This window comes from Reichenbachiella carrageenanivorans (assembly GCF_025639805.1).
In the GTDB taxonomy this organism is placed as follows: domain Bacteria; phylum Bacteroidota; class Bacteroidia; order Cytophagales; family Cyclobacteriaceae; genus Reichenbachiella; species Reichenbachiella carrageenanivorans.
In genome coordinates, this window is the sequence record NZ_CP106735.1 from 4,516,991 (window position 1) to 4,530,659 (window position 13,669).

A 13,669-nucleotide genomic window follows, 5' to 3' on the forward strand; every position below is an offset into this window, starting at 1 on the left:
TTGCGGCAAATGTACTGCAATTACGAAATCCAACAAGGAGTAGTTGGCTATTGCATAGCCAACAATATATAATCTCTAAAAATAAAGGAAGCTGGAATAGAAAAATCAATGATTTCGTCGCTGCCAGTAATAGCCACTACTAGGTCTAAGTGCGGAACTACATACAATCGTTGATCCCCATTGCCAGTAGCAAAAAAGACATCATTTTCATCAAGCATATAGAGGAAATTATTTCGACTAGCATACTGCCACCACATCCACCCATATTGGTTGATAAAATCCACACTCACTTGAGGTACTACTGATGAGATAGCGTACTCTCGATTTATCAGCTGTTGCCCAAACCAATTTCCTTGATGCAAGTACAAATATCCTATCTTAGCTAGATCCAAAGTAGTCATGGAAATACCCCACGCTGGATTGATGTTACCTCCTTCTATAGCTAATTCTGAGTGAGTCACTCCCATCTGGCTAAGCACCTCCTTCTCCCAAAACACCTGATATCCTGCCTCATACTGACTATCAATAGCCGAGGCTATTAGTATAGCCATTGCGCTATTGTAGGTAAACCTACGACCAGGCAAGACATCCACAGGCTTAGACAGTAGATATTCTACCCAATCTTCACTTATGAGAATTTGTGTAATGTCACTTTGATTTCTATCGAATGTACTTCCTATCTCATTCCAACTGAGTCCAGCTTTCATGGTCATGAGGTTTTCAAACGTGATATTCTTTTTCAATGGAGAATCCTCGAAAAGCTGAACGTATTCAGGGAAGTACTTATATATAGAATCTTGTACAGAATCGATCAACCCCATGTCAATTGCACGCCCTAAAGCAAGATTGACCAAACTACTACTCAGTCCACCCAAGGGAAATAAGGTTCTTCTGTCATAACCGAAATAATAATTTTCGAATACCAAATGTCCATCTTTGATCACCACTACCGAGGTGATTCCTTCAAGGGTATTGCCTTTCAATACAGAATCCATTTGCAATAACAATTCGGACTCCATTTCCATGTGTTCAGGATGGGCTATTGGCCAAACATTCTGATTTGGCGGTATTACGTCATTGTAGTAGCAACTGGTACTGACTAGTGCAATCACAATCGATAGCGTGAGGTTTCGTGTCATTTAAAAAGTCCCACTTTTAAGCCTATACCACAATACAAACCCTTGAAGTCTAAATTGGACAAGCCGTCAATATCAAGATCATTCATCCATCGATATCCTACAAAAGCATTAAACGCCAGAAAATCGACTAGCATATAATCCATTCCGCCTTGCAAATGCAGCATTTGAAACTTATCTGCCATGAAAGCGGTATTTCGCTCTACCTGTAGCCATCTCACTTCGCCAAAGCCCAATTTGGATTCCACATTGAATTCATACTTTTTCTCTAAATGCGTCCGATACCCCAGCAGCACTCCAGCCTGCTTGTAATTCATCTGAAACTTGTTGGGGAAAATGAGTAGCTGTCTGTAGCCATCATCAGTATACTTGCTCCCAAAAAAACCTACCTCCATATGATGCATCAAAATGACTGCTGCCTGCACACCATAACTGTTGGTGTAGCCAGGGGCAACAGGAGCTCGCTCGAAAACACCTGCGACGTAGCCTTTCACTTTTCTAGGCGGCCTTTTCTTGGCGACCTGCAATGAATCTGTCTGCGCATAAATGAGGCTAGCACAACTAAAAATGAAAAACAAAACCAAGACAAAAGCTTTCATGGAGTGAATGTATAGTTCCACAACAACCCAAACAAGGCTATCGCTTACTGAAATATAATTTAAAATATGCGGAAGTAGACCGCAATTCACCTGAGATCGCGATGGGCATTGCAAATTTCTACTTTTCGACATATCATTGAGCAACCAATCTTAAGCAACTCTATGCATATCGGACATATATTAGAAGTCTGCGCCACAATGGTGCTAACCGCCTACTTCCCTATTCTCACTTATTCATTCTTCAAATTCAGGCTAGTTAAGAAAAAAGAAGAGCTCATGTTGCTCATAGAAAGGTTACACCTTATGGGCAATATCAACAGAGACAATTTACAACAGCGAATCACCAAAGAATTTGAACCAGGCGACTATTTCCTACCGCTCTCTTTTCTAACCATGCTCACATTTATTGGCATGTATCTCCTCTTTCTGGCCTGGTCTATATATCCAGACAGCAACTACACCAGTGTTCTTTTTTCTGGTGCTGAGTTTTGGAAAGGACAACCACTAGAAACTGAACGTAGAACCGTGGCAGTGATAGCCTTTGCCATTATGGGAGGCTATGTGAGCGCCTCTCAATATACTTACAGACGATTTTCGACCGTAGACCTTACTCCTGGGAGCTTTTTCTCTGTCAGTCTACGAATCGTATTTGCCACTTTGATCTCATTAATGATCATGTTTACTTTTTCAGAAGTAAAGTTTTTAGACAGCAACCTTATTTTGGTTATAGCATTTCTTACGGGCATATTCCCAGACACTGGATTTCGAGTACTTATGGAAAGGGTCTCCATATTTTCATCCAAAATGGATGATCAGCACATCAATTACCCTTTAGGGAAAATAGAAGGTATTAGTGAAATGCACAAAATCAGACTCAATGAAATAGGGATAGACAATGTGCAGAATCTGGCTCATTACAACTTCTTTATGCTTATCATTAAAACACCATTTGCGGTACGTACGCTGCTCGACTGGGTATCTCAAGCCAAATTACTCGTGGAGTTTCAAGGTCAATTCGACGCCTTGCAGCAAGTAGGCATTCGTAGCGTACTTGACTACCTAGACGCTCTAAAAGACAAACAGGAAAGATACGAAATGATAGCCTCTATCACTGGCATTCAATTACTTGCACTAAAGGTGAATTACGAAAACATTCAAAATGACCAATCAGTTGTCTTACTCAATCATTTCAGAAATTATTTAGAGAATTTTAACTTAAAGCAAGAAGCCTCCAGTACACAGTACTAATAGGATAAAACAAAAAAGACTACTCATGGAGTAGTCTTTTATAGTGAGGTCCCGAGCGGATTCGAACCGCTGTACGAGCTTTTGCAGAGCTCTGCCTAGCCACTCGGCCACAGGACCATTTTTTTTTCGGGACACAAAAATAGAATTAATTAAATCCCTTGCAAACAATTTAGGCTTCAATTACTTAAAAAGTTTACTTTCTTATGTAACGAGTAGAATAAAAAAAGGTACACCGAAGCGTACCTTTTTTTATTTCAGTATATATCTGATTAAGATTCAGCTTCTTCTGAAGCATCAGCTTTGTCATCTGCTTTAGGAGCAACTTCTTTCTTAGGAGCGGCTTTCTTTGCAGGAGCAGGCTTAGCGTTATCTTCCATTTGCTCTTTTAGAGCAGATAGAGCCGCTATATCACCCAATGTAGATTTCTCAGAATCAGCATTTACTTTTTCAACTCCTTTGCTCTTAGCTGGTGCTTTCTTCTTAGGAGCAGCTTTCTCAACTACTTCGTCAGAATAAGTCGCTACGTGAGACAAAGTAATCTTCTTGTCATCTTTAGAGAAGTCTACTACTACGAAGTCTAAGCTATCACCTACCTCAGTCTTAGATCCATCTTCTTTCTTGATGTTCTTTGTTCCAGCAAACCCTTCCAAACCGTAAGGCAATTCCAAAATAGCACCTTTCTCAATGATGTTAGTTACCGTACACTTGTGAGAAGTACCTCTTGCAAATACTGTTTCGAAAGTATCCCAAGGGTTTTCTTCCAATTGCTTGTGACCCAGTGCCAATCTTCTGTTGTCTACGTCAAGCTCAAGCACTCTTACTTCTAGTTCCTCGTTTACAGAGATAAATTCAGAAGGGTGTTTTACTTTCTTAGTCCAAGACAGATCAGATACGTGAACCAAACCGTCGATTCCTTCTTCTAGCTCGATGAACAAACCAAAGTTGGTCAAGTTTCTCACGATACCTTTGTGATCAGTACCTACAGCGTATTTAGTCAATACATCTTGCTTAGTCCAAGGATCCTCAGTCAATTGCTTGATGCCCAAAGACATTTTTCTATCGTCTCTGTCGATAGTCAATACTACAGCTTCTAGCTCATCACCAATTTTGATAAAGTCCTGAGGGTTTCTCAAGTGTTGTGACCAAGACATTTCAGATACATGGATCAAACCTTCAACACCAGGCTGGATTTCTAGGAATGCACCATAATCAGCTACATTCACAATCTTACCTTTTACTTTAGTTCCGATCTCTACTGTTTTGTCTAGTGAATCCCAAGGGTGCTCAGACAACTGCTTCATACCCAATGAAATTCTCTTCTTGTCATCGTCAAAATCAAGAACAACAACATTTACTTTTTCATCCAAGTTTAACACTTCTTCTGGATGATTCACTCTACCCCATGAGATATCGGTAATATGAAGCAGACCATCTACACCACCCAAATCGATGAATACACCGAAGTTGGTCATGTTCTTGATTACTCCTTCTAGTACCTGACCTTTTTCTAGGTTTTCTAGGATACGAGCTTTTTGTTTTTCGAGATCTTTCTCAATCAATATTTTGTGAGAAACAACCACGTTATCGTTAGTGTAGTTGATTTTCACAACTTTCACTTCCATTTTCTTATCTACGAAGATATCAAAGTCTCTGATAGGCTTCACGTCGATTTGAGATCCTGGCAAGAACGCCTCGATTCCATAAATATCTACGATCAAACCACCTTTGGTTCTTCTCTTCACCATACCGTCGATGACCAAATCTTCGTCGGCAGATTTTTGGATTTTTTCCCAAGCACCAACAATCTTTGCTTTCTTTCTTGAAAGCACCAACTGACCGTTGTTGTCTTCTTGCTCCTCGATGTACACCTCTACAGTATCACCAGGTTTCAAGTCAGGAGTATCTCTGAATTCAGAAGCAGAAACCAATCCATCAGATTTGAATCCAATGTTCAAGATTACGTCTCTTGGAGTCATGCTTACTACAATACCTTCTACTACCTGCTTTTCTTCGATAGTATTGAGTGTACCTTCGTAAAGAGCTTCTAGCTCAGCTTTTTTAGCTTTGCTGTAACCTTCGCCGTATCCTTTTGTCTGAACTGCGTCCCAGTCAAAGTCCTCGTCTTCTTCTACCACAGCAGCAACCTTCTTAGGTGCTTCAGCTTTAGGAGCTTCTTCTTTTACTTCAGCAGCAGGTGTAGCAGCAGTCTCCTCAACTACAGTTTCTTTTACCGCTTCGTTTTTTAATTCTTCTTTATTTTCCATTATAATGCGAATCCATTAATTACAGCGTCATTCCGGATTCAAGGAGGTGCGCCATTTTGTTTGTGATTTTCCTGAGCAAACAGGACCCATTCACTCGAATGGAGCGCAAAGATAGGTATTATTCGATTTAATTTTAATATTTAATAGCAAAATACAAGTGCTTTCAATAAATGAGCTATCAAATTGACGCCATACCCTCCTATATTTAGGTCATTTATTTTAATTTACATTAAACCCAAATTCAATGAAAATAATCGAATGCCCAAGAGATGCCATGCAAGGCTTGCATGGATTTGTACCTACAGATTTAAAGATCAAGTACATCAATGAGTTGCTGAAGGTAGGGTTTGATACTATAGACTTTGGGAGCTTTGTTTCTCCCAAGGCCATCCCACAACTAAAAGACACCGCAGAGGTGCTGACTGGGCTGAATCTAGAACATACGAAATCCAAACTACTCGCCATTGTAGCCAATGTACGTGGTGCTCAAGAGGCTTGCAAGCATGAACCGATAAACTATCTAGGATTTCCCCTTTCTCTTTCGGAAACGTTTCAACAACGAAATACTAATAAGAGCATTGCAGAAGCATTCGAGCAACTAAAAATAATACAAGACCTCTGCCAAACGAACGACAAAACATTAGTCACTTACCTATCCATGGGATTTGGCAATCCATATGGCGATCCATACGAAATACCATATGTATCTGAATTCATTTTCAAATTAAAAGCTATGGACATTCAAATCATTTCCCTGGCCGATACCATTGGGGTTTCTAATCCAAATAACATTACCAAGTTATTTGGCAGTATTACTCAAGAATTTGAAAAAATAGAATTTGGTGTACACCTACATTCTGATCTCGATACGGCTGTAGAAAAAATAGATGCCGCTTACAAAGCAGGGTGCCGAAGGTTTGATGGTGCCGTCAATGGATTTGGCGGCTGCCCAATGGCCGAAGACAAACTAGTTGGCAATATTGCCACAGAGACGATTCTCTCCTACTTCGAGCATCACAGCATTGAGATACCTTTTGACCACAAGGTCTTTCAGCACGTATTAAATATAGCACCTGAGGTTTTTCTAGGAAGATAGGCTATTCAGACTCTGACATAGCGTTTGCCAGGCAAGGATTTGACCAGTCCATCAAATTCCAAGGTAAGTAAATGACTCACGGCTTCCTGCACGTTGATTTGCGTTTTCCAACTCAACTCATCCAATTGTAGCCCTGCTTTAAATTCAGTCAGTACCGATATTATTTTCTGCTCAGGTTCACTATACGCACTAAGGTCAATCGCCTGTTTGCTTGGCTTGGCCGATCCTTTTTCCCAACCCAGTAAATATTCCAAATCTTTGATTCCAGTATATATAGTTGCTTTTTGAGATCTAATAAGTGCATTGCAGCCTTCTGAATATTTATGTTCTAAGGTACCAGGTACGGCAAACACCTCTCTATTATACGAATAGGCAATATTGGCTGTAATCAACGCCCCACCTTTATTGGCTGCCTCCACCACGATTAGTGCTTCGGACATCCCCGCGATAATTCTATTTCGTGAAGGGAAGTTATGCGCTTCTGGCTTAGTGCCAGGAGGATACTCACTGACCCACCCTCCCATTTCCAACATATCCTGAGCGGTTCGTTTGTGCACTGATGGATATATGGAGTCTAACCCTCCTGCTAGCACAGCTACAGTAGGAAGGTGGTTTTTCAATGCTGCTCTATGTGCAGCAATATCTACCCCATAAGCCAATCCACTGACCACAACTGCCTCGTGCCCCACTAATCCTTCCACTATCTGCTCCGTCATATGCTTGCCATATTCTGTGGCATTACGTGTACCTACTACACCTACTATTTTTCGATTCAAAAAAGAGGATTCTCCCTTGGTGTAGATCAAAAGTGGGGCATCATTCACCAGCTTGAGTCGCTCTGGATAGTCGGCATGAAAATAAGGCAATACAGCTACACCTATTTTTTCACAATTACGAATAGCTGCTTCAGCCTGATCGAGATAAGTAGAAGCTGTCAACGCTTTTACTGTCTTTTCTCCGATATTTGGAATTTTGAGTAAAGCTCCCTTTTTCTCTTTGAAAATAGCGGATGCAGCTCCACAGTAGCTGATCAGTTGTTTAGCCAAGACATCACCTATGCCTGGCGTCATTTTCAACGCCAATACATAGCTGTTTTGTTCTTCATTCATAGAATGAAAATGATTTAAAAACCCAACAAAAAATTAGCTAATTAATTTCCCTGTATGCTGTCTCGTAGTTCTGTAAGAAAACCTCGAATACCCTTGAGCGATTGTATCATATCAATGCGTTCCATAGCTGCATTCACATCGTTCTTGATAAAATCTCTGGCACCGTGAAGGGTGTACCCCTTCTCTTTTACCAAATGATAAATCATCTTTATTTTCTTAATATCTTCTGGAGTGAATTGGCGATTTCCCTTACGATTTTTCTTAGGACTAATGATATCAAACTCCGTCTCCCAAAAGCGTATGAGTGAAGTAGCTACACCTAAATCATCAGCTACTTCGCCAATGGTGTAATATCTTTTCGTTATTTCCTTTTCCTTGTACGGCACAATTCTAGCGGTTAAGATAGGTAATAAAACCTGAATCGTCAATCAATAAATTACTTTCGGGGAAATCTTTTTTAGTCAATTCCCTGATCACGGCAATCGCTCTTTTTCTAGTATCAATCTTAGGTCCTCCAGCCCCTGGTTGATAGATTGGAATCAGCTGTCCTTTGATAAATTCACCTTCCGAATTAGTGTCAATTTTCACAATAGGTGCGATGCCATTTACTCCTCTAAGATTAAACCTACCATAGGTGCAAAAATTGCCCATACTATAGGTAATAAATCGATTTTTGTACACTTCTACTGCCCTAGACACGTGTGGCCCATGACCAAAAATCACATCAGCTCCATGATCAATCATCAAGTGAGCAAAGGCATACACATTTCCCCTATTCTCTCCATAAAACATCTCTGTTTTTCTGGTCACATGCTCATGCTTTGAGCCTTCGGCTCCTGCATGAAATGACACAATCACCACATCTACCAAGGAGTCTAATTGCTGTACTAGCTCGATGGCTCGCGCTTCATTGTGAATACTCACTGTGCCTATATTGGGAGAAAATGCCACCATCCCATAGCGCATACCATCTACAGTAAATATAGTGGTGGGCACACTTAGCAAACCTGCGTAATTGATCTGCAACGAGTCCAGTGCCTTCATGGTGCTGGCTCTGCCTGGCTCACCAAAATCTCCAGCGTGATTGTTGGCCAAACTCACTACATCAAAACCAGCATCCATCAAATTCACTAAATACGATTCTGGCGTACGAAACAGATAGCAGACCTTCGGATTCTTACAGGTTTTCTGATCGCCTCCTTTGTCTAGGATTACACCCTCTAAGTTACCAAATGTCACATCGGCTTGTCTCAAGGTATCGGATACTTCTTTCCACAAGTCTTTGCCGTCATTCCCTGGCAAGTATCTTTCTTCTGGAAAATTAGTCCCCATCATGATGTCGCCCACACCTATCAAGGTCAATGTGTCCTTGATCACCCTACTGAGCTCTATCTCTACTTCTTCTGTAAGCGAATAAAGTGTGTCCTGATCTGCAGTGATCCAATACGATGGCACCAGAGCAACAGAATCCAATTCAGTCTCTTCTTCTGCGGAAGGCAGCGTAGACACTATTTGCTGTGGCTTACAGGCCATCACCAAAAGCACCAAACATAAAATAGGAACTGAAGATTTGAACATGGCTCAAAATTAGATTCGAACCATCACAACTGTACCAATCTAAACTCGGAAGTTTTCCACAATAGACCCACAGATATAAAAAAAAAGGATTGCAACAATAGTCACAAGCCCTTCGCTACTCTATAATACAGACTACTTCTACTCCACCACCAGCTTGTGTACCCATAGTTGCACATCGTTTTGAACTCGTACCAGATATATTCCTTTCGCAGAGATTTGCGACAAGTCTTGTTGGTATGTTTCATTTACAAATTTGGCCGCTGGGTTATAATACAATAGCTCACCACTTAGACTTAATACTTGGATCTCAGCTACAGGTGTATTTGAGATCGTGATAGACAATTGACTACCCTGCCCCAGTGGATTAGGGTATATGGCAAAGTCTAGCCCACCACCAACCGAGAGTACATCATCAGCAGTCACTGCGACTTTACATTCGGCAGTTTTAGCACCATCAGTCGTGGCAACGGTAATTGTCGCCACCCCCTCAGACATGGCCATGAGTATTCCTGTCAGCTCATCTACATTAGCAATGGCAGGCATCGAACTGGTCCATTTCACACTTTTATCCCCCGCCCCCATAGGAGAAACCGTGCTTGTTAGCGTGAGACTTTCACCCACTTCAAGACTGTTTTTACAATTATCAATAGAGACACCAGTCACACTAATTATTACATTGCTCGTCGAGGCTAGACTTACATTTGAGTAGTATGAGTCCCCAGCATCGTTATAAGCCTTCACTCTATATTTATAATCAGTATCTAAAGACAACCCCATATCCTGATGAGTAGTCACATTCTCACCCACCGTTTTGATTGGCTGATAAGCCGCCTCTCCTTGTGCTCTTTCTATCACAAAGCCGTCCTCATTATCGGAATTGTCAGTCCATAACAGATCTATTTGAGTTGATGATTTGGCTGTCACTTCTAAAGTAGTAGGTTCTTTTGGCGCACCTTGCGCTGGAGTATCTTCACATTTTTCTCTTACAGATACGGCGTCTATCCATACATTGCCAGTACCAGCACCCAAAAAGAAATCTACCCGAGCATCAGGTGTTGAAACATTAGGCACATACTCCATACGAAAATCTTGCATCTCTGTGGTCAGTACCACCGTCTGATCAAGAAACCCTGACCATGGCGGCTTACCTATAAAACTTCTAGCCGTAATATTTCTCCCAACTGACGCCTTCGCTTTAAATTCCAATACATAGGTCACGTTCTTCTCAAGAGTAGTCGTAAACTGCGAATAGAATTGTATTTCGTTGGTTCCTGCCCCACCGCTAGTGATTTTAATAAAAGCAGCATTTGTCCCTGACATACCCGCATCATCTACGATCTTGAATGTAGACGCGGCATCTGTACCGTTATACAAAAGCCATTCTGGGTTGGGTGAATTTTCTGGGTCTTCTGGAATGGCTAAATCAAATTCTCCATTTCTCACGATGGTCGAACTATTGCACGGCTCAGCCTCTAGTGTGGTCTCGCTCTCTTCAGAGGTATATCCCGAGACACCTCCAACATTGTACGCTAGTACTCTATAGGTATATTCGGTCTGTGGATTCAGACCCTCATTGGCATAAGTGGTAACATTTTCGCCTACCGAAGCGATCTCTGCAAACTGCTCTCCGCCTGATTTTCTTTCAATTTTGAATAGTGTTTCATTGTCAGAATTGTCCGACCAAGACAAGTTTATTCTATCACTAGACACAGCCACCGCCGCAAGTCCAGTAGGTGCATCTGGTGCTGGCGGTGGATCCAAAGTAGTCGCTGATTTCTCAGCCGTATATCCCGAATTCCCTCCTTTATTCACCGCATAGATCCTGTAGGTATAGGCGGTCAATGGGACCAGCCCCGCATCAGCGTAACTCACCGCATTAGCATTAGTTGTAGCTACTACTTCAAAATCTCCAGCTCCTGATTTTCGCTCTATTCTGAAACCTGATTCGTTATCAGAATTATCTGTCCAGACAAGATTTACATGATCGTACGACACACTAGTTGCCCCAAATCCGGTGGGCGCGCTTGGCGCTGGCGGTAAAGTCTCCTCCTCTACAGGTCTGCGCCACGAACCAGCACCTGCTGTAGACACATAAAATTGCCTCACCCCATCTGCATCATCGGCAATACGCCCTGAGGTGAAACCACCAAAATGCTGATCGTCTGTCCAGTCCGTCCAGGCGACAGTAGGTACAGCGCTGTTGGTGATGGTGCCTTTGTACACCCCGTAGGTTTTTTGCTGCCTGTGATCGTAGTAGCAGATGATGATTTTATCATCATACCCTACGATTCCGCCCTTGCTGGTAAATCTATAATCCCCTTTCACCTCATCGTACCAACTCGGTGTGTTGATTGCCTTTACATCCGTTTGATCCACGACCTTGGTCCAGTTGTCGCCATTGTCTGTAGACAAGGCTCCTATGAAATTACCTCCATCGTTGCCAGGCTCAGAAGAGGCACCAAAGTAAAACAGATAAACCTGACCATTGTACTCCCAAGTAGTCACTTCAGCATCCCAGCCACTGCCATTGTACACTTTTTGCCACTCCCAATCTCCTATGCCCGGCCCCGTTTTCTCACCTCTATAGACTCCTTGCTGACCATTGGCGCCATTAAAGAAAACCATATCTGGATCTGTGGGGTGAGGGGCTATTTTTTTAACATTTGTAGCTCCACCACTCGCATTATATATTTTAGTCACATCCTGCGCAATGCCCGCATCCAGTGAAGCTCCTAAGTCGTCGAGTATATACATGCCCTGATCTCTGACGAACATAAACACACGATCTGGCTTAGCTGGCGACACCTCTATATCCCTTAGTTCGCTAGGAATACTCGAAGTAGGCAACCCTCCTTTTCCGGATGCTCCTCCAGCCAAGTAAACCCATTCATCCGTAGGACTATGATTAACTAATTTTTTGGCAAACAAAGTACCTACAGCCGAACCGATGGCGCCACCATATCCTGGAGACATTTGCGCAATGGCTACTGGCACACCATCCGCCGTGCTACCTATGGTCACTGCCTGAGCATCTGACAAATTCTGGCCAGCGATAGCTTGTCCAGTCGATCTATGCCAAACGTTGGACCAAGAAACACCCCCATCCCAGCTTTCCATTACACCATTGTCTCCTTCACCTTGGATTACATAGTTTTCGTGCACTGCGATATCGTAGGAATAGGTACTCTCTGTACCTCTACTGCTATAGCAAGGCCACATAGAAGCACCCCACCCTGGAGCCATAATTTCATAATTAGGTTCACTGTATTTGTTGTTCCAGACAAAACCAGTTCCATTATAGGAATTGTCCGCTTCAGTATCGTATACTCCTTCAAAGATGGTTTGATTCGTGGTAGACCAAAGGGCTCTATTGGGCCAAGTCGTAGGTGTGTAATGTACAAACCTAGGGTTTGGCGACGCAATGTCCCAACCTGTATCATACCCATCAGTCCCGTTCCATACGATATCCCATGAATGGCTATTAAGCGTATTTTCTGTCCAGTTGAAAGTCGCTTCATGCAGACCTGATCTACTTCTTCTTAAACTTACAATGACTTTGTGCGTATCTCCCGTAGACCTTGGATCTACTTCTGGGTACCAAAAATCAAGCGCACCTATCCCCGAATTGGCTTTGATCCAAGATCCTGATGAAATGGATGAAGTAAGCGTGGCATATAAATAGCCATTGGTATAGGCAGCGTATAGTTTTTCACCATCAGGACTCAGCGCGACCCCTTGGTTAGTTCCTGCGCCTGATGGACTGGCGATAGCAGACCAAGTTGCACCACCATCAGTACTTTTAAACAGCCCCTGACCAGTCCCCATATATACAAGGTCTTCCGTGTTTTTATCATACAATATGGTGAACACATTCCGATCATTGGTAGTTGTATTGTTGAATATGACTTCAGACCAGTTATTCCCACCATCCGTAGATCGGAATACAGTACCTTTCCCTGCAGTCCCCATGCCAAATTGATTGGCAAAATCATAATCATCTCGCCAGCCTATACCTGCAAGTATATTATTTTCATCGTTTGGATCTTCGGCGATGGCTCCAATTGATTTCTTTTTGGTGATCTCTACGAGTGCAGAGGTTTCACCCCCATCATCAGACACCGACAGCCCATAGACTGTACCTATATAAAGTCTTGTGGAGCCTACTTTAGGTGAAAACGCCACTGAGTACACACGGTTTTGTGGTAAACTACCCTTTATATGCCAAGAGTCGCCATTGTCCACACTTTCATAAATACCTTCCATGTCTGAGGCCAAGATCAAATGATCTGGTGTATTTGGATCTGGAACTACATCCTGCACTTGACCTCCAGCACCAGGATTGATAGATACCCACTGAGCAGTCCCTACCCAAGCGATACATAAAAAGTAAATTATCAATAAGATTTTTTTCATAATTAATTTATTTGTCATAACAAGAGCCTACATATACAAGTGCTCCACTTACTTTATGAAAGTTATCTATTGACGGCATGTGTGTACTGTTGATTTGCAAATACACAGTGAATCAACTCCTCATGATAAATTGAAAAGTTTAAAAACATTTTCAAAAACCCTACATTCATGATCACAAAAAAACCTGACCGATTGGTCAGGTTTTAGAATTTTCTTTGGAAATAAA

At 42.1% G+C, this 13,669-nt stretch carries 9 protein-coding genes and 1 tRNA gene; 2 read left to right on the top strand and 8 right to left on the bottom strand.

Annotated elements, in window-relative coordinates:
* Positions 1-47 precede the first annotated feature (47 nt).
* Both N7E81_RS18255 and N7E81_RS18260 read right to left on the bottom strand, forming a co-directional pair.
* The gene (locus N7E81_RS18255; RefSeq protein WP_263051042.1) at positions 48-1,139 is read right to left on the bottom strand and encodes a serine hydrolase domain-containing protein; all 1,092 of its coding nucleotides are present in this window, start codon (positions 1,137-1,139) and stop codon (positions 48-50) included.
* On the bottom strand, positions 1,136-1,735 hold the full coding sequence (locus tag N7E81_RS18260) for a hypothetical protein (RefSeq protein WP_263051043.1): 600 nt from the start codon (positions 1,733-1,735) through the stop codon (positions 1,136-1,138). The genes N7E81_RS18255 and N7E81_RS18260 overlap by 4 nt, the downstream gene beginning before the upstream one ends.
* Positions 1,736-1,897: 162 nt before the next feature.
* Here N7E81_RS18260 and N7E81_RS18265 point away from each other — a divergent pair, with 162 nt between their 5' ends.
* On the top strand, positions 1,898-2,983 hold the full coding sequence (locus N7E81_RS18265) for a hypothetical protein (protein ID WP_263051044.1): 1,086 nt from the start codon (positions 1,898-1,900) through the stop codon (positions 2,981-2,983).
* Positions 2,984-3,029: 46 nt separating this feature from the next.
* Here N7E81_RS18265 and N7E81_RS18270 read toward each other — a convergent pair.
* Both N7E81_RS18270 and rpsA read right to left on the bottom strand, forming a co-directional pair.
* Positions 3,030-3,100 (bottom strand) — tRNA-Cys (locus tag N7E81_RS18270).
* A 152-nt stretch (positions 3,101-3,252) separates the two neighbouring features.
* On the bottom strand, positions 3,253-5,247 hold the full coding sequence (gene rpsA / locus N7E81_RS18275) for a 30S ribosomal protein S1 (RefSeq protein WP_263051045.1): 1,995 nt from the start codon (positions 5,245-5,247) through the stop codon (positions 3,253-3,255).
* Between the two features lie 244 nt (positions 5,248-5,491).
* Here rpsA and N7E81_RS18280 point away from each other — a divergent pair, with 244 nt between their 5' ends.
* Entirely contained in the window at positions 5,492-6,343 is an 852-nt protein-coding gene (locus N7E81_RS18280) for a hydroxymethylglutaryl-CoA lyase (RefSeq protein WP_263051046.1), read from the top strand.
* Between the two features lie 5 nt (positions 6,344-6,348).
* Here the strand turns inward: N7E81_RS18280 and dprA are convergent, their stop codons facing one another.
* From dprA to N7E81_RS18300, 4 genes are all read right to left on the bottom strand, one after another.
* Positions 6,349-7,452, bottom strand: coding sequence for a DNA-processing protein DprA (dprA, locus tag N7E81_RS18285; protein ID WP_263051047.1), 1,104 nt, complete (start codon positions 7,450-7,452; stop codon positions 6,349-6,351).
* 41 nt (positions 7,453-7,493) lie between these two features.
* Positions 7,494-7,838, bottom strand: a complete 345-nt coding sequence (locus N7E81_RS18290; protein WP_263051048.1) for a MerR family transcriptional regulator — start codon at positions 7,836-7,838, stop codon at positions 7,494-7,496.
* Between the two features lie 4 nt (positions 7,839-7,842).
* Entirely contained in the window at positions 7,843-9,030 is a 1,188-nt protein-coding gene (locus N7E81_RS18295) for a CapA family protein (RefSeq protein ID WP_263051049.1), read from the bottom strand.
* 138 nt (positions 9,031-9,168) lie between these two features.
* Complete coding sequence (locus tag N7E81_RS18300) at positions 9,169-13,443, bottom strand: fibronectin type III domain-containing protein (protein ID WP_263051050.1); 4,275 nt, start codon at positions 13,441-13,443, stop codon at positions 9,169-9,171.
* Positions 13,444-13,669 lie beyond the last annotated feature (226 nt).

Coding starts and splice junctions, on each gene's coding strand:
- N7E81_RS18255 (WP_263051042.1), bottom strand. CDS start 1,139: ATGACACGAAACCTCACGCTATCGATTGTGATTGCACTAGTCAGTACC.
- N7E81_RS18260 (WP_263051043.1), bottom strand. CDS start 1,735: ATGAAAGCTTTTGTCTTGGTTTTGTTTTTCATTTTTAGTTGTGCTAGC.
- N7E81_RS18265 (WP_263051044.1), top strand. CDS start 1,898: ATGCATATCGGACATATATTAGAAGTCTGCGCCACAATGGTGCTAACC.
- rpsA (WP_263051045.1), bottom strand. CDS start 5,247: ATGGAAAATAAAGAAGAATTAAAAAACGAAGCGGTAAAAGAAACTGTA.
- N7E81_RS18280 (WP_263051046.1), top strand. CDS start 5,492: ATGAAAATAATCGAATGCCCAAGAGATGCCATGCAAGGCTTGCATGGA.
- dprA (WP_263051047.1), bottom strand. CDS start 7,452: ATGAATGAAGAACAAAACAGCTATGTATTGGCGTTGAAAATGACGCCA.
- N7E81_RS18295 (WP_263051049.1), bottom strand. CDS start 9,030: ATGTTCAAATCTTCAGTTCCTATTTTATGTTTGGTGCTTTTGGTGATG.
- N7E81_RS18300 (WP_263051050.1), bottom strand. CDS start 13,443: ATGAAAAAAATCTTATTGATAATTTACTTTTTATGTATCGCTTGGGTA.